This is a genomic window from Acidovorax sp. Root402, from assembly GCF_001425125.1.
GTDB lineage: Bacteria > Pseudomonadota > Gammaproteobacteria > Burkholderiales > Burkholderiaceae_C > Acidovorax > Acidovorax delafieldii.
In genome coordinates this window covers 253,930-269,175 of the sequence record NZ_LMDQ01000015.1, presented here as the reverse complement: position 1 = coordinate 269,175, position 15,246 = coordinate 253,930, and the positions used below count along the sequence as shown (strand labels likewise).

Annotated in this window: 17 protein-coding genes; 1 reads left to right on the top strand and 16 read right to left on the bottom strand. The window is 61.4% G+C overall.

The features are described 5' to 3' along the window. Positions 1 to 6: 6 nt before the first annotated feature. The 12 genes from fliQ to fliF form a co-directional block, all read right to left on the bottom strand. Entirely contained in the window at positions 7 to 276 is a 270-nt protein-coding gene (gene fliQ / locus ASC83_RS18245) for a flagellar biosynthesis protein FliQ (protein ID WP_015015801.1), read from the bottom strand. Positions 277 to 287: 11 nt separating this feature from the next. After that, positions 288 to 1,079, bottom strand: coding sequence for a flagellar type III secretion system pore protein FliP (fliP, locus tag ASC83_RS18240; protein ID WP_200938979.1), 792 nt, complete (start codon positions 1,077 to 1,079; stop codon positions 288 to 290). Continuing rightward, positions 1,072 to 1,437, bottom strand: a complete 366-nt coding sequence (locus ASC83_RS18235; RefSeq protein WP_056065746.1) for a flagellar biosynthetic protein FliO — start codon at positions 1,435 to 1,437, stop codon at positions 1,072 to 1,074. The genes fliP and ASC83_RS18235 overlap by 8 nt, the downstream gene beginning before the upstream one ends. A 7-nt stretch (positions 1,438 to 1,444) precedes the next feature. Beyond that, positions 1,445 to 1,885 carry a flagellar motor switch protein FliN gene (gene fliN / locus ASC83_RS18230; RefSeq protein ID WP_015015804.1) on the bottom strand — a complete coding sequence of 147 codons (441 nt, stop codon included), beginning with the start codon at positions 1,883 to 1,885 and terminating at the stop codon, positions 1,445 to 1,447. Further along, positions 1,875 to 2,879 carry a flagellar motor switch protein FliM gene (gene fliM, locus ASC83_RS18225; RefSeq protein ID WP_056065744.1) on the bottom strand — a complete coding sequence of 335 codons (1,005 nt, stop codon included), beginning with the start codon at positions 2,877 to 2,879 and terminating at the stop codon, positions 1,875 to 1,877. Before fliM ends, fliN begins: the two co-directional genes overlap by 11 nt. A 22-nt stretch (positions 2,880 to 2,901) precedes the next feature. Then, positions 2,902 to 3,498: a flagellar basal body-associated protein FliL gene (fliL, locus tag ASC83_RS18220; protein WP_056065739.1), complete on the bottom strand. Its 597-nt coding sequence runs from the start codon at positions 3,496 to 3,498 to the stop codon at positions 2,902 to 2,904. 195 nt (positions 3,499 to 3,693) lie between these two features. Beyond that, the gene (locus ASC83_RS18215) at positions 3,694 to 4,167 is read right to left on the bottom strand and encodes a flagellar hook-length control protein FliK (protein ID WP_235509411.1); all 474 of its coding nucleotides are present in this window, start codon (positions 4,165 to 4,167) and stop codon (positions 3,694 to 3,696) included. An 857-nt stretch (positions 4,168 to 5,024) separates the two neighbouring features. Beyond that, positions 5,025 to 5,474: a flagellar export protein FliJ gene (locus ASC83_RS18210; RefSeq protein WP_056065736.1), complete on the bottom strand. Its 450-nt coding sequence runs from the start codon at positions 5,472 to 5,474 to the stop codon at positions 5,025 to 5,027. A gap of 21 nt (positions 5,475 to 5,495) precedes the next feature. Beyond that, positions 5,496 to 6,890 (bottom strand): flagellar protein export ATPase FliI, encoded by a 1,395-nt coding sequence (gene fliI, locus ASC83_RS18205; RefSeq protein ID WP_099729183.1) that lies wholly within the window; start codon positions 6,888 to 6,890, stop codon positions 5,496 to 5,498. After that, complete coding sequence (locus ASC83_RS18200) at positions 6,874 to 7,614, bottom strand: flagellar assembly protein FliH (protein WP_056065864.1); 741 nt, start codon at positions 7,612 to 7,614, stop codon at positions 6,874 to 6,876. Before ASC83_RS18200 ends, fliI begins: the two co-directional genes overlap by 17 nt. Beyond that, positions 7,601 to 8,596, bottom strand: coding sequence for a flagellar motor switch protein FliG (fliG, locus tag ASC83_RS18195; RefSeq protein WP_056065732.1), 996 nt, complete (start codon positions 8,594 to 8,596; stop codon positions 7,601 to 7,603). The genes ASC83_RS18200 and fliG overlap by 14 nt, the downstream gene beginning before the upstream one ends. Before the next feature lie 36 nt (positions 8,597 to 8,632). Further along, positions 8,633 to 10,327, bottom strand: a complete 1,695-nt coding sequence (gene fliF / locus ASC83_RS18190) for a flagellar basal-body MS-ring/collar protein FliF (RefSeq protein ID WP_056065860.1) — start codon at positions 10,325 to 10,327, stop codon at positions 8,633 to 8,635. A 175-nt stretch (positions 10,328 to 10,502) separates the two neighbouring features. On the opposite strand from fliF, the gene fliE reads away from it, so the two are divergent. Continuing rightward, a complete protein-coding gene (fliE, locus tag ASC83_RS18185) occupies positions 10,503 to 10,814 on the top strand; it encodes a flagellar hook-basal body complex protein FliE (protein ID WP_056065729.1) in 312 nt (103 codons plus the stop codon). Between the two features lie 331 nt (positions 10,815 to 11,145). On the opposite strand, the gene ASC83_RS18180 is transcribed toward fliE, so the two are convergent. The 4 genes from ASC83_RS18180 to ASC83_RS18165 form a co-directional block, all read right to left on the bottom strand. Further along, entirely contained in the window at positions 11,146 to 11,445 is a 300-nt protein-coding gene (locus ASC83_RS18180; RefSeq protein ID WP_007860919.1) for a flagellar protein FliT, read from the bottom strand. A 2-nt stretch (positions 11,446 to 11,447) separates the two neighbouring features. After that, the gene (fliS, locus tag ASC83_RS18175) at positions 11,448 to 11,897 is read right to left on the bottom strand and encodes a flagellar export chaperone FliS (RefSeq protein ID WP_056065726.1); all 450 of its coding nucleotides are present in this window, start codon (positions 11,895 to 11,897) and stop codon (positions 11,448 to 11,450) included. A 69-nt stretch (positions 11,898 to 11,966) separates the two neighbouring features. After that, positions 11,967 to 13,400, bottom strand: a complete 1,434-nt coding sequence (fliD, locus tag ASC83_RS18170; protein WP_056065723.1) for a flagellar filament capping protein FliD — start codon at positions 13,398 to 13,400, stop codon at positions 11,967 to 11,969. Positions 13,401 to 13,601: 201 nt separating this feature from the next. Beyond that, entirely contained in the window at positions 13,602 to 15,098 is a 1,497-nt protein-coding gene (locus tag ASC83_RS18165; RefSeq protein WP_056065722.1) for a flagellin, read from the bottom strand. Between the last annotated feature and the right edge of the window lie 148 nt (positions 15,099 to 15,246).

Here is a 15,246-nt window from a genome sequence, read left to right as displayed (position 1 = left end):
CATGTGCTATCCAATCATCGACGGGATCGATTCGATTGTCCGGCGGATGAAGTCCACCAGGGTACTGAGCATCCAAGGCCCAGCAATCGCAAAAACGACCATGGCCGCAATCAGCTTGGGCACAAACGCCAGCGTTGCTTCATGGATCTGCGTGACAGCCTGAAAAATACTGACCAACAAGCCCACCGCCATGACCACCCCCAGCACTGGCATGGAAATCATCAGCAGCAGGGTGAGGGCGTCACGCCCAATGGTCAGCACCATTTGTGAAGTCATGGCGGAATCCTCTAGGTGACGAAGCTGGCGGCCAATGAGCCGATCAGCAGGTTCCAGCCGTCTGCCAGCACAAACAGCATCAGCTTGAACGGCAATGCCACCAACACCGGGGACAACATCATCATGCCCAGGGACATGAGGATGCTGGACACCACCATGTCGATGACAAGAAACGGGATGAAAATCATGAACCCGATCTGAAACGCCGATTTGAGCTCGCTGGTCACAAAGGCCGGCACCAGCACACGGATGGGCGCCGTCTCAGCCGTCACTTTGGGATCAAGACGTGCCAGCCTGGAAAACAGCGCAAAGTCAGATTGCCGCGTCTGCTTGAGCATGAAGCTGCGCATCGGCGCCTCTGCCCTGTCCAGCGCCTGTTCGAAGCTGATGGTGTTGTTGGTATAGGGAACGTAAGCGTCCTGGTACACACGGTCCAGCGTCGGGCCCATGACAAAAAAGGTCAGGAACAGTGACAGCCCGATGATGACCTGATTGGGAGGAGCCGACTGCGTCCCCAAGGCCTGACGCAGCAAGGACAGCACAATCACAATCCGTGTAAAGCCCGTCATCATCAGCAGCACAGCGGGCAAAAAAGACAACGCCGTGAAAAACAGCAGTGTCTGAATGGGTACCGAGTAGCTGGCGCCAGATGGCCCACTGCCAACAACCAGTGGCAATGCGCCCGGACTTTGAGCCCAAGCGGAGCCATGCGCTACCACGCTGGCAACAGCAACGGCCCAAGGCAAAGCACGCCCAGCTGTTCGCGCTACGCGCCTTGGGAGCAAGGATGCGAGCTCAGACATGCGCGGACTTTCCAGAATCAGCGGACGCAGCTCGCATCTCGTGAGCAAACGATGGTTCTGTCGGGAGTGAAACGTTCACGGCGTCCCCAGCCCCCTTGGCCGCCACTGGTAGCACGTGGAGGCAACTGACCTGTTGAGCGGTGACGCCCAGCACCAGCCAAGTACGCGCATGTTCAGGGCCGACTTCCACCGTCACTACCCGCTGTTGAGGGCCGACGGCCACTGCAGACACCACGCGTGACGCCACCCCGGCAGCCAGCGTCCCGGAGGACTGGCGCTGCTGCAGCCGGCGCACAGCCCAGGGAAGCAAAGCCATGGCGCCCACAAAAAGCACCACGACCAGCAGCGTCTGGGTCATGCTCCCACTATCCACGGCTCACCCGCCGCAAACGTTCTGACGGCGTGACCACATCGGTCAGGCGGATACCAAACTTGTCATTGACCACCACCACTTCGCCTTGGGCGATAAGGTAGCCATTGACCAGCACGTCCATGGGCTCGCCTGCCAGTGCATCCAGCTCCACCACCGAACCTTGTGCCAGTTGAAGGATGTACTTGATGGGCACTTTGGTGCGCCCCAACTCCACCGACAGCTGCACCGGAATGTCCAGCACCATGTTGATGTCGTTGACAGTATCACCGCCCGCAGCACCGGAAAATGGTCGCACGGGCTCGCCGGAAAGTGGCCCTCCCTGCTCTGCGTCCGCCGGTTTTTCGTCCGTCCGCTTCTGCTCTTCGAGCGCCTCGGCCCAACCCGCAAACGGGTCGTCCGCGCCTGCGTCCTTGTTATCTTCTTCAGTTGCCATTCTTCTCTCCCAGCCAACTCATGTCCGAAGTGCGCAGGCACTCTTCAATGCGGATGGCGTACTTGGAATTGTGGGTTCCATACTGGCATTCAAAAATGGGAACCCCTCCGATCGACGCACGGATACGGGGCTCGCGGTCCAGTTCGATGAAGTCACCCGGCTTCATGGCCAGCAGTTGCTCTACGGTGGCATCGGCCTTCGCCAGCTCCGCCACCAGCGTAACCTCTGCGGATTGGATTTCACGCTTGAGCACATTCACCCAGCGGCGGTCCACCTCAATGGAATCGCCCTGCGTGGACGAATACAGTACATCGCGGATCGGCTCCAGCGTTGCATAAGGCATGCATATATGGATGGCGCCCGACAGGTCGCCAATTTCCAGCTGAAAGGCCGTGGACACCACGATCTCGCTGGGCGTAGCAATGTTGGCGAACTGGGGTTGCATTTCCGAGCGCTGGTATTCAAGCTCCAGCGGATAGATCCCCTGCCACGCCTTCTTGTACTCCGCGCAGATCACATCTACGAGCCGGTTGATGACACGCTGCTCGGTAGGCGAAAAATCACGCCCTTCAATGCGGGTCTGGAACTTACCGACCCCACCATAGAGGGTGTCAATGATGCCGAAGACCAGCGAAGGCTCACAGACGATGAGTCCGCTGCCTCGCAAGGGGCGGATCGCCACGATGTTGAAGTTCGTCGGCACCGCCAGCTCTCTCAGGAAAGCACTGTAGCGTTGCACCGACACCGTCCCCACCGAAATTTCAGGACTGCGGCGGATGAAGTTGAAGAGTCCGATGCGGAAGTTGCGTGCAAACCGCTCGTTGACGATTTCCATCGTCGGCATGCGGCCACGGACAATGCGCTCCTGGCTGGAGATGTCGTAATTGCGTACCGACCCCGCCTCAGCCACTTCCTCAACGGACTTCTGGCTCTCGCCAGTGACCCCTTCCAGAAGGGCATCAACCTCTTCCTGCGAAAGAAATGAATCACTCATGGCTGGTCCTTACCCGGCTGGCTCATTGGATGATGAAGCTCGAAAAGAGCACCTTGCGCACGGGATTGCGCTCTGTGCGCTTGCGCGCGGCGGGGCGTTCCTCTGCATCTCCGTCCTGCTCAGCGGCGGCGGCAGCCTTTGCACGCTCACGCTCTGACGGCACCGAGTAGCCCAGAGGGCGCGAGACTTCGCGCAAGACGTCGGTAGCGAGCTTTTCCTTGCCCTCGCGCTGCAGCAGCTCCGTGGACGTGCGTTGCGACACCAGCATCAGGATTCCACTGCGGATCGACGGCAGGTACTGCTTGACCTGTTCTGCAGTCTTTGCATCCTCCAGCTCCAACGTAATGCCGATCTGCGCAAAGCGATCACCGCCAGGATCAGCCAGATTGACCACCATGTTTTCCAAGGGCAGGAAGGTGGGGGCAACCTTGGGCGCCTCCTTGTGAGCCGCAGGTGCACCGCCACCCTCTTCGTCCTCAACGGCATGCGACCGACTGGAGATGAACCATGCTGCTGCGCCCCCTCCGATCACTAGCACAGCCACCACCACGCCGATGATGATCAACAGCATCTTCTTGCTTTTGGCGGGTGCGGCTGCTGCGGGAGTATTGGCTGACACAATGGAATTCCTTGCGGTAGGGAACAGGCAGAACAGACGCTATCAAAGTGAAAGCACAACCTGCTAGCCCATTATGGGTCGGGGGTGTAACCAATAATAGCCAGAATAAAAGCCCAAAACCATGGCATTCACCGCGCTCGCCTAGACTGCGGAGACGGGAGCAGAACTACCGACCGCCCACATCACCCCGCAGAATCAGACGAAGACGTCCACGGCCCGGTCTGTCGCCACACCACCACGCGCCAGCGAGGCTGTGCCAGCAGGCACGGCAGATACCACCTGCGCCTGGCGTGCCCCGTCGCGAGGTCGCTGCTGCCCCGCCTCGCCACCACCGGCACTGTCGCGTGCCGATGTGCCCACCGACATGCCAGACAACACCAAACCCTCACTGCGCAACAGATCACTCAACTGCGCCATGCTCTGGTCCAGCAGCTCCCGCGTCTGCTGCTGGTCGCTGCGGAATGACACGTGCGCTTCGTTACCCGACAGAGACACCGACACCTCCACCGGCTGACCATCACGCTGCAGCGTCAACTCTGCGTTCTGGGTCTTCTGGTTCACCCAGTAGGCCACCTGCTCGGCCACCTGCTCTTCTGCACCCACGGCGTTAGGGTCTGCAAAGACCGTTGCATCGGTGAAGTTGCTGGACTCCAAAGGCGATGCGCCCAATGCGCTCTCAGACCATGCGCCCCCATTTCCCGGGTTCTCACCGGCAGAGTGCCCACCGGCAGCGAATTCGGGCGCCCGTGCAGAAGCGACGGAGGTCAACAGACCATCAGCAAGAGGTGTGACTCCCTCGAAGCCAGTAGCTGCGGATGACAGCCCGCCCACGCGCTCAGAAGGTTGCGCCCCCGTCGATGCGGCCTGGGCAGAGCGCTCAGTCATCGCCTGTGAAAGCGCAGCGGCCGCCGGAGTGTGTCCGAATGAATGAGGTTTCAACTCGCCAACCGTGCCTTGCCCCAAACTGACGTCCCCCGAACCTGAAAGCCCAGTGCGGAGCGCCGCGACGTTCTGCAACCGAGAGAATGTACGACCAGCCATGGACGTCGCGCCCAAAGGTTGCGCATCCTTAATGTCTGCAGCAGAGTCCAACATCGCCGTCTCTGCCACCAAGCCTTGGGTACGGCCAAATGGCGTCCACTCGCCCCCGGAACCTACTGGAGACGCCCCCCCCGCACCCAAAGCGGTAGCGAGGCGCGAACCACCGTCAGTGCCTGTGGAGGCCGGAGGAGCGACATTGGCCGAAGCCATGCCCAATAACCCTTGCCATGCAGCCACCGCAGAGGCGTCTACAGCCGTGGATCCGACGCCAGGAAGGCCGTCCGCGGCGAGAACATCCGATCCTGCCGAGCCCAGTACGCCCCCCTCCTCCACCTCGTCCCCCAACGCCGCCAGCAAAGCCAAAAAACCGCCCCCAGCCGCAGGATCGCTAGCGTCTGCGACAGCAGGCTGGGCCGATGATTTGGCGCGAGTCGTGTGGGCGGGCTGGGTGCCCTGCGAGGAGGCTACTTTGGTCGGTTCCATGTTCAATTCTCCTGGCCCGCGTTGCGATACTGCAGCGCGGCGCGTTCATCGGTCTGTTTTTGGTCTCTGCGCTGTTGCTGCAGAGCGAGGTCGTTGCGTCGCTTGTCTACCACCTTACGCAGACTGGCCAAACGCAGCTCTGCATCTAACAGAGCACGCTGGGCAGCTTGCACCCGCGCAGACTGGTCACCCACCACACTGGTCTGGATGCTGGCCGCATGACCCAGCCTGTCCATGAAGTGGTAGTGGTGGTACATCACTTCGGGCTGCATGGCCGTATCTGCCTTCATGCCCCAGCGTGACTCGGTTTCACGGGCGTAGTCTTCCAGCTGATCGAGCTGGGCACGTGCTGCCTGCTCGGCAGCCAGCGTGTCCTGCAGCACCTTGCGGGCATCGTCCCGCTTGCGAGAGGCCACTTCGACTGCGACAGAGAGGGCGTTAAGGTTGGACATGATGGCTTCCCTTGTCCGCCGTCAATGGTCCAGCACCGCCGCCATGGCGGCTACGCTGTGGTCCATGGAGGCCGCCTCGTACATGTCCTGCTGCAGAAAACCCGCCATCTGTGGCTGAAGGCGGATAGCCTCGTCCAATGCCGGGTCGGAGCCGCTCATATAGGCCCCCACCTGCACCAGGTCCCGGCTCTTCTGGTAACGCGAATACACCGCACGAAACCGCCGCGCCAAGTCAAAATGCCCGCGAGACACCACGTTGTGCATCACCCGCGATGCCGATTGCTCAATGTCGATGGCCGGGAAATGCCCGGTCTCAGCCAGGGCACGCGACAACACAATGTGCCCATCCAGAATGGCACGGGCAGCATCCGCGATCGGGTCCTGCTGGTCATCACCTTCCGATAGCACCGTATAAAACGCTGTGATGGAGCCGACACCATGCAGGCCGTTGCCGCTGCGCTCGACCAGCTGCGGCAGCTTTGCAAAACAGGACGGCGGATACCCTTTGGTTGCTGGCGGCTCGCCGATGGCCAGGGCAATTTCCCGCTGCGCCATTGCATAGCGGGTCAGTGAATCCATGAGCAGCAGCACATGCTGCCCTTTGTCGCGAAAATGCTCCGCCACCGCAGTCGCGTAGGCCGCCCCCTGCATGCGCAACAACGGAGGCGCGTCGGCAGGTGCAGCCACCACCACGGACCGTGCGCGGCCTTCCTCGCCCAGGATGTCTTCCACAAACTCCTTGACTTCGCGCCCCCGCTCCCCAATGAGCCCCACCACAATCACATCGGCCTGTGTGTAGCGCGCCATCATGCCCAACAGCACACTCTTGCCCACCCCGGAGCCTGCAAACAACCCCAGACGCTGACCCCGCCCTACGGTCAGCAAGGCATTGATGGCGCGCACGCCAGTATCCAACGGCTCACGCACCGGATCCCGATCCATGGCATTGATCTGCCGCCGCCCCATGGGCTCCGACACGACATCCTGCACCGGTCCACCATGGTCGAGGGGCAGGCCTTGCGCATCCACCACGCGACCCAACAAGCCGTCGCCCATGGGCAAACGAAGCACCCCGGCGCGTTGTACGGGCCGGGGAGGCTCGCCCAAGCGAGGCATGGGGATATATGGCGCAGCCGGCACCACACTCGCGCCACTGGACAGCCCATGGATATCGCCCGCCGGCATTAAAAACGCACGGTCGGCAGAAAACCCGACGACCTCAGCCAACACCGGCGCGTGCCCTGGCATTTGCACCATGCACTGCGACCCCACAGGCACGCGGATCCCCACCGCCTCCAGCACCAGTCCCGTCAGTCGGGTCAGCGTACCCCGCGTCTCCAACGGCGCCCCTTCGGCCACGCGCTCGCGCGCGTCGTCCATGAAGCGGGTCCAGGCAGAGTCAAGGTCGACGGTCATCGCCATCCCCACGCGTCTCGTCGTCCCAGGGTGACTGCAGCCCCAGCGACGCAATGGCACGCTGCCACCGTTTGTCGATGCTGCCATCAACGACCGTGCCCGCCGACTCCACCATGCAGCCGCCAGCAGGCACAGCGGCATCCGCCATCCACTGCACGCCAGGGGCATTGATCTCTTCGCGCAGAGGCTGGGCCATGGCCTCCATATCCTCCGGATTGAGCCGGACGGTGGCAGGCCGCCCCTCGGAGACCAGCATGCCCACGGCCTCCCGCACCACCGGCAACAAGGCATTGGGATTGACCGACAGTTCCTGGCGCACCACCTGGCGCGCGATGTCACACGCCAGCTCCAGCACCTGCTGCGCCATGTGCTGCTGCATGTCGATCAGGCTGGCTTCCAGTGTCTGCAGCGCGCTTTGCATGCGCTGTGCCGCCTCTTGTCCCTGCTGGGCAATGTATTCATCCATGCGGCGCTGCCACTCGAGCGCCGTCTGCGCCTGCCCTTGGGCAAAGCCCTCTGCATACGCATCGTCGCAAGCCTGCTGGACAAGCGCCTGCTGTGCCGCTTCATCCAGCTCGGCGGGCAGCTCCGCCACAGGTTCCGGCTCGGGCTCTGGCTCGACCAGATCGGAACCGTCTACCGCGGCAAACTTCCACTGCTTGAAGTCGCCGACTTCCTCGCTGGGAATGAACCGCGAATAGGACCGCTGGTTAGACGAAGGCATCATCACCACCGCCTCCGATCACGATCTGGCCTTCGTCAGAGAGACGACGCACCGTCTTGAGGATTTCCTTCTGCTGCGCCTCGACCTCGGACAGCCGCATCGGGCCGCGCGATTCGAGGTCTTCTCGCAGCGCGTCGGCTGCACGCGAAGACATGTTGGAGAGGAATTTTTCGCGCAGTTCGGGCACTGCGCCCTTGAGAGCCACGATGAGGGTTTCGGATGCCACTTCCTTGAGTACCGTTTGAATGGCCTTGTCGTCCAGCTTGAGAACATCCTCGAACACGAACATCTTGTCCATGATCTTCTGCGCCAGGTCAGGGTCGTAGCCCCGGATGGATTCGAGCACCACGGCGTCCATGTTGCCGCCCAGCAAGTTGATGATTTCTGCGGCAGCCTTGACACCGCCCAGCGAACTCTTGCGGATCTTGTCCCCGCCCGCCAGCACCTTGAAAAGCACTTCGTTCAGGTCCTTGAGGGCAGTCGGCTGGATACCTTCGAGCGTGGCCACACGCAACAGAATTTCGCTACGCTGGCGATCCGTCAGGTGCATCAGGATGCCCGAGGCCTGGTCGCTGTCCAGATGTACCAGGATGGCAGCAACGATCTGCGGGTGCTCGTTACGCAGCAGTTCAGCCACTGACAACGGATCCATCCACTTGAGACTCTCAATGCCCGAGACATCTCCGCCCTGCAAGATACGGTCGATCAGCAGTCCCGCCTTGTCATCGCCGAGCGCGCGCTTGAGCACAGCGCGCACGTAATTGCCGGTGTCGGATACCAACAGGCTTTGCGCTGCGGCCGCGTTGGAGAATTTGTTGATGACCTCGTCCACCTTTTCGCGCGACACCGAGCGCATGCGCGCGATGGTCTCGCCCAGCTTCTGCACCTCTTTGGGCGAGAAATGCTTGAACACCTCAGCCGCCTCTTCCTCGCCGAGGGACATCAGCATGATGGCGGCATCGTGGAGTCCTTGGTCGTCCATGGTCGTGGTCCGTGCAATCGGTAGCGGTAGCGGCGACTAAACGGGCTCGCCGTTCAGCCAGGTCTTGAGAATATTGGCGACCGCGACCGGATTCTCCTTGGCCAGCGTGCGCGCATCTTCCAGGCGCAGTTGCTCGGGGGTCGCGGGCAACACTTCGTCCTTGCGGGCGGGCGCTGCCAATGCCGGGCGCTCGGGTGTTTCTGCCTCCAGCGCGTCCAGTTGTCCACCTGCCACCGGCTTGGCGGCACCGGCCTTGGCCGGCGCTGGGCCTTTGAGCGCAGGACGCACCAGCCCCATCAGCACCAGGGCAGCAAACAGAACTGCACCTACCGGCCAGGCAAAGGTCTTGGCCAGATCAACCACCTCAGGCTGCTTCCAAAGCGGGGTGTCTGTGGTGGGCACTGCAGTCACCTGGAACGGCGTATTCATCAGATTCACCGAATCACCGCGTTCGCGGTTGAAGCCAATGGTTTCACGCACCAGCGCGGTCATCTGCTCGATCTGCTCGGGCGTCAGCGCCTTGGTCACGGTCTTGCCCTTGTCCTCGGCCGACTGGTAGTTGACCACGACCGCAGCACTCAGTCGCTTGACTGCGCCCGTACTGCCACGGACCACTTTCACCGTCTTGTCCACTTCATAGTTGGTGGTGGACTCGCGCTTGTTGGACTGTTCCTCAGTCCCCTGTTGGCCGCCCGCATTGGGCGCTGGGTTGGCGCCATTGATGGGCGCTGCAGACGGAGCGGGAGGCTGGTTGGCAACCGCACCGGGCACACCCGTGGCGGTCTTCGTCGCGCTGCCACGGCTTTCCAGCACCTGCTGGCTGCGGACGGCGCTGGAGTCTGGCGTCTGGTTGGGGCGGAATTGCTCGGAGGTGGACTCGGTCTGGGAGAAGTCCACCTCAGCCGTCACCTGTGCCTTGACGTTGTCACGGCCGACCACGGGCTCCAGAATGTCCATGATGCGGCGCGAATACTGCTGCTCCAGCTGCTGCACATACAAGAGCTGCTGGGCATTGATTTCAGCACCGGCCGTGCTGTCAGGCGATTGGGACAGCAGCTTGCCCGTGTCATCCAGCACACTCACGGCCGACGGCGCCAGTTCCGGCACGCTGGAAGCCACCAGATGCACGATGCCCGCGAGTTGGGCACGGTCCAGAATGCGGCCGGGGTGCAGGCTCACCAGTACCGAGGCCGACGGCTTTTGCTGCTCACGGAAAAATCCGTTCTGGTTGGGCAAGGCCAGGTGCACACGGGCACTTTGCACGGACGACAAGGCTTGAATGGACCGGGTGAGCTCCCCCTCCAGCCCGCGCTGGAAGTTCAGGCGCTCCTGAAACTGCGTCATCCCGAATTTGTTGGACTCCATCAGCTCAAAACCTGCGACGGAGCCCTTGGGCAGGCCCTGAGTGGCCAGTCGCAGACGCACGTCATGCACGCGCTCCGCTGGAATCAGGATGGCGCCGCCACCCTCGGAATACTTGTAGGGCACATTCATTTGGGAGAGCTGTGCCACCACGGCTCCGCCATCCTTGTCGCCCAGATTGGAAAACAGTACCCGGTAGTCGGGTTGGCGCCCCATCACGACGGCCGCAACGGCAGCAGCCACCAGCAGCGCCACGCCCGCACCCAGCCGCATGCGCTGCGCCCGGTCGAGGGCGGACAGCCGCTGCAGCCAGTTGGGACTGGCCGGCGTCGGGAGCGGATTGAGAGGGACTTCAGCAACAGCAGACATCTTGCTTTCCATTAAAGCAGGCCCTGCAACAGACCTAGCGTGGGGTCGATTATTCGGTCACGCCCCCAAAATGTTCGCTGGATAAGCCGTCCGTTTGGCCATCTATTCAGAGCGATGCATCCTGGGCCGGTAGCTAGGATACGCAGCATACCGCCATTCCCCTACGGATACCGCCATGGACCTTCGCATCTCCAGCTCAACCGCCCCGCTGACGGGCGCTGGCGTCGCGCGCCGTGCTGCAGCGCCGCAAACCACGGGCAATGAAGTCGGCTTCTCCGGCGCGCTCAAGGGCGCATTGCAGTCAGTGAGTGCCGCGCAGAACAAATCTTCCGAGATGCAAAAGGAGGTGCAAATGGAAAACCCCTCCGTGAGTCTGGAAGAGACCATGGTGGCTATCCAGAAGGCGCAAATCGGCTTTCAAGCCACACTGCACGTGCGCAATCGCATGGTGCAGGCGTACACCGACATCATGAACATGCAGGTGTGAGCTGCTGGCGAAGCATGAAGGCCCCGTTCTCAACGGGGCAGCCGTGTGGCACTGCGCTGCGCCAACACAAGAAACTATATTTTTGATAGCAGCAAAGGCATGCTGCACTGGCGCTTCACGCACATCCAGTGCATTTTTTGACCCAGAGGCGCTTGGCGGTCGAAGTAGCGACAGGTTCAGTACCGCGCACTTTGGCACCCCACTGGACGGCACCGCCCATCGCCGCAGTGCTCCGCCAATCCGGCCATCCCAGCCCTAACAAGCAACCACATTTGATCGCTAGGTCACTGCCGCACACAGCAGCAGCCCGGGAGCGTTGCGCTGCCCGCACTCAGTGCATCATCTGGGGCTGCCCCTCGAACAGATGCTCGAACTGCGCGAGCCAAGGCTCTGCCAGGCAGCGGATCTGCGCATCGTTGCGCAAGATGCGCTGCATGATGCGGGTCTTCTCACGGCGGTGCTCAGGCAGCAATTCGTGCTCTTGCGACTTGAAGCGCAGTTGCTCGATCAGCACTGCACAGGCGCCTTCATAGCGCACCACACCATCCCAATCCTTGAGCTTGGCAGCCTCCAGCATCTTGGCGCTGCTGTCTTCAATCGCCTTGTAATAGTCAATCAGCATGTGAGACATGGTCAGGCCTCCACCAGCACGGGCTGGCCCGAGGCGGGCGTTTCGGACGCACCGGCACCCGATTTCTTGATTTCATTCCACCCGGTTGCCACGGGCTCGATCAGGCGCATGACTTCTTGCATCATGGCGTCGTCGTTACGGGCATTGGCCAGCGTAAGGCGATGGATGCAGTAGTCATAAAGCGCACCCAGGTTCTCCGCCAGTTCACCGCCATCCACCTTGTCGAGCGAGGTGCTCAACCCCTCTTCCAGAATTCGGATGGCCTTGGAAATGGCATTGACCTTGCCGAGCACATCACCGCGCGCCATGGCGCCGCGTGCAGTGGCAATGGAGTTGAGAACACCTTCATACAGCAGGCTGACCAGCTGGTGCTGGTCGATCGTGTGCATGCTGGTCTCTACGTTGATGCGCTGGTAAGCGTTGGCTGCACGGGGGCTGTAGGCGCTGAACATGCTGACAATCCTTCCGAGGTATTACTTAAGTTATCGGCGTGCGCCAAGAAAACTGAAGCCTCTGTTTATTCAGCCCGTCGATTTATTCCAGGCCGCCACCTGCTGCGAGATATAGGCGTTCAGGCCATTCAGGCTGCTCAACTGGCTGTCCAGCGCGTTATAGCGCCGCGTGATGCGTTTTTCAAATGCGTCAACCTTTTCGTTCACGCGCGTTTGGTCCTGAGAATTGCGCTTGAGACTCAGCTGCAGGGTGTCGTCCTTGGATTTGAAGAAACCATCGTTGGCCAGCAGATTGGTGGTCAGCGCCTTCAGTTGCACCGCAATGCCATCGGCCGATCCGCCTCCGGTGTTGCGGAACAGGTTCTTCACGTCGTCAGGCTTCTCAGTCAGGGCCTTGTTCAGCTTGGTGGAGTCGACGGCCAGATTCCCGCCCAGCTGCTGCGTGATGCCGACATCTGCCAGACGCTGGAAGGCCCCGCCACCCGTCGAGATCGACTGGATCGCGTTGCGCAGAGAGTTCTGCAGTGCCACAGCGGTCGAATCCCCTTGCAAAAGCCCCGCCGAACGGGTCTTTGCGTCGTATTTGGTCGCATCTTGGAGCAATTCGTTGATGGCGTTGTAGGCCTTCACGAATCCATCAATGTTGGACTGGATGGCAGAGTTGTCCTTGCTCACGGTGATATCAATGGGAGCCGTCGTCACTTGCTCGGCCTTGAAAGTTACACCCGAAATCGTGGACGCAAACGTATTGGTGGCCGAAGACACCGCGATCCCGTTGACCGTGGCCTTGGCATTGGCGGCAGCCTGTGTGACCGTGGCGCCATTGACGAGGCGGGACAAACCCGTGGCATCGGTGTTGCCGGCACTCTGGGGATCCGTATCACCACCTTCCATCACGCTCAGTCGAAATCCGAATTCCTCACCAGTGCTCTTGCTGCGCAGCAGCAAACGCTCGCCCGAAGCGTCGCTGAGAATCGACGCAGTGACCCCTGCATTGGCGCCGTTGATCTTGCTGGCCACATCCGACAGTTTGTCGCTGGCGCTGATGCTGATGTCCACGGGCTGGCCACTGCCAGGCGTAAACGATGCGGGCGCCACACTCCACTTGCCCAATTCAAGGCGCAGCGTACCCGCCCCGAGCGCACCACCTACGGGCAGCAAAGCGGCCGACGCTGTGGCCTGTGCCTTGGCAAGGCTTTGGACTTCCACACTGAACGTTGTGGGCAGCGTGCCCCCAACGGCAGTGGCGGAAACATATTTGGAGTCGGATGACGTGGTGGCCACACCATTCCACCCGGTCACGCTGGTCAGCTTGCCAGCAGCGTCCTGTAGCGTGGAGACCAGCGACTTGATCTGCCCAAAGGCGGAAATCTTGGTATTGACCGTGGCCGCTTGCAGCTTGAGCGTGTCCAGGGGCTTTTTTTCCAGAGCGACGAGCTGAGAGATGATGTTTTTGACATCAAGTCCATTCGTGCCGACACCTGGGGATGAAATGGTTGCCATACAAACCTCCTGAGCTGGTCCAACGGAAATTATGGCGCCGAACGGCGATCAAGAACGTCCGTAAACACGCCAGGAAACCCGTCTTATCCAGCGGTCCTGGCACCCGCTGTCCCAAAAAGCCAAAGGGCGGCGACAGAAATCTGCCGCCGCCTGGGCCACTTCAGGGCGCTGCAACGCCCCGACTGCCATGCCCTCTGCCTATTAACGCAGCAGGGCCAACACACCTTGCGGCAGCTGGTTGGCCTGAGCCACCATCGCCGTACCGGCCTGTTGCAGGATCTGAGCGCGCGACAGGTTGGCGGTTTCTGCGGCAAAGTCGGCGTCCAGGATACGCGAACGCGAGGAGGACAGGTTTTCCGACGTCACTTGCAGGTTGCTGATCGACGTTTCAAAGCGCGACTGCAGGGCACCGAGCTTGGCACGCTCGCCGTTGATGAAGGCCAGGGCAGAGTCCACGGTCTTGAGCGCATTGGTCGCGTTGCTGAACGTGGTCACGTCCAGGTTGGCCACAGCCTGCAATGCAGAGCCACCGTCATCCAGTTGGGTCGCACTAGTAGAGTCCACAGCGAACGACTTTTCCGAATCCAGGACGATGTAGCCGCCCGTATTCACCATTTCTGCGGCAGAGTTGGCCGTCAGCGTCTGGGCCGTACCGTTGCTGGCGCCAGCCGCATCGTAGCCGGTAACGGTCACATTGGCAGCATTGGCATTGGCTGTGTCACCCACCACGATGTCGTTGCCGGTAGCGTTGGTCAGAATCACTTGCGTGCCGTCCGAGCTCAGAGCAGCGTTGATGCCGGTCTTGGCAGCCTGGTCGTTGATGGCGGACACTGCAGCCGACAGGCGGTCGGTGCCGGTGGCAGAGGTCAGCGTGAACGACACCGTGACGGCGGCAGCAGACCCAACATTGTCGCCCTGCAAGGTCAGCGAATAGGAACCAGCCGAGGCCATGCCACCCAAACGCACTTCGGTGCGGGCAGTGGCAGTCACACCGGTGGTGGCCTTCATACCATTGATCTGATCGGCTGTTGCCTTGGCCGTCGCGTTCGACCCTGCCGCAATGCTGTTAGTACCCAGGTAGCCGCTGATGGCAATGGTGCCAGCAGCTACGCCGTTGGACGTCGCGCCCGCTGCCACGGTGGCCTGAGCACCGATGCCCGAGCCGTTCGATGCTACGTTTTGGTTGTTGCCGTACACCGTGGTGCGCAGATTGCCCGTTGCCGCCACGATGGTCTGGTTGGCGTTGGCGCCCACCTGGAACTGTTGCGTACCAAAGGTGCCGTCCAGCAGCTTCTGACCGTTGAATTCGGTGGTTTGCGAAATGCGGTCCAACTCAGACACCAGCTGGCCGACTTCCTGTTGCAGGGCCTGACGGTCGCCGGCGCTGTTGGAAGCGTTGGCCGATTGCACGGCCAGCTCACGCACCCGCTGCAGGATGTCGCCGGAAGCCTTCAATGCACCTTCAGCGGTTTGCGCCAGGGAGATACCGTCATTGGCATTGCGAACCGCCTGGTTCAGGCCACGAATCTGGCTGGTGAAACGCTCGGAAATCGCCAAACCGGCCGCGTCGTCCTTGGCGCTGTTGATGCGCAGGCCCGACGACAAGCGCTGGATGGACGTGTTCAGCGAGGTCTGGCTCATGCCCAGGTTGCGCTGTGCGGTGAGCGAGCTGATGTTGGTATTGATGGTGGAAGCCATTGCAAATCTCCAGAAAGAACTGACTGAATATGGCGTTGCCGCCAGCCGGGGCGCCAGCACCACGCTGGCTTCCTGGGTTCGCCAGTGCTCTTTAGCTTCTGGTGAACGGCGGGCCGCTTACGGTCCGTTGTAAGTGTTTTCGGGTCAC

Excerpts from the sequence above, each read along its gene's own strand:
- fliQ (WP_015015801.1), bottom strand. The coding sequence starts at position 276 with ATGACTTCACAAATGGTGCTGACCATTGGGCGTGACGCCCTCACCCTG.
- fliP (WP_200938979.1), bottom strand. The coding sequence starts at position 1,079 with ATGTCTGAGCTCGCATCCTTGCTCCCAAGGCGCGTAGCGCGAACAGCT.
- ASC83_RS18235 (WP_056065746.1), bottom strand. The coding sequence starts at position 1,437 with ATGACCCAGACGCTGCTGGTCGTGGTGCTTTTTGTGGGCGCCATGGCT.
- fliN (WP_015015804.1), bottom strand. The coding sequence starts at position 1,885 with ATGGCAACTGAAGAAGATAACAAGGACGCAGGCGCGGACGACCCGTTT.
- fliM (WP_056065744.1), bottom strand. The coding sequence starts at position 2,879 with ATGAGTGATTCATTTCTTTCGCAGGAAGAGGTTGATGCCCTTCTGGAA.
- ASC83_RS18210 (WP_056065736.1), bottom strand. The coding sequence starts at position 5,474 with ATGTCCAACCTTAACGCCCTCTCTGTCGCAGTCGAAGTGGCCTCTCGC.
- fliI (WP_099729183.1), bottom strand. The coding sequence starts at position 6,890 with ATGACCGTCGACCTTGACTCTGCCTGGACCCGCTTCATGGACGACGCG.
- ASC83_RS18200 (WP_056065864.1), bottom strand. The coding sequence starts at position 7,614 with ATGCCTTCGTCTAACCAGCGGTCCTATTCGCGGTTCATTCCCAGCGAG.
- fliG (WP_056065732.1), bottom strand. The coding sequence starts at position 8,596 with ATGGACGACCAAGGACTCCACGATGCCGCCATCATGCTGATGTCCCTC.
- fliF (WP_056065860.1), bottom strand. The coding sequence starts at position 10,327 with ATGTCTGCTGTTGCTGAAGTCCCTCTCAATCCGCTCCCGACGCCGGCC.
- fliE (WP_056065729.1), top strand. The coding sequence starts at position 10,503 with ATGGACCTTCGCATCTCCAGCTCAACCGCCCCGCTGACGGGCGCTGGC.
- ASC83_RS18180 (WP_007860919.1), bottom strand. The coding sequence starts at position 11,445 with ATGTCTCACATGCTGATTGACTATTACAAGGCGATTGAAGACAGCAGC.
- fliS (WP_056065726.1), bottom strand. The coding sequence starts at position 11,897 with ATGTTCAGCGCCTACAGCCCCCGTGCAGCCAACGCTTACCAGCGCATC.
- fliD (WP_056065723.1), bottom strand. The coding sequence starts at position 13,400 with ATGGCAACCATTTCATCCCCAGGTGTCGGCACGAATGGACTTGATGTC.
- ASC83_RS18165 (WP_056065722.1), bottom strand. The coding sequence starts at position 15,098 with ATGGCTTCCACCATCAATACCAACATCAGCTCGCTCACCGCACAGCGC.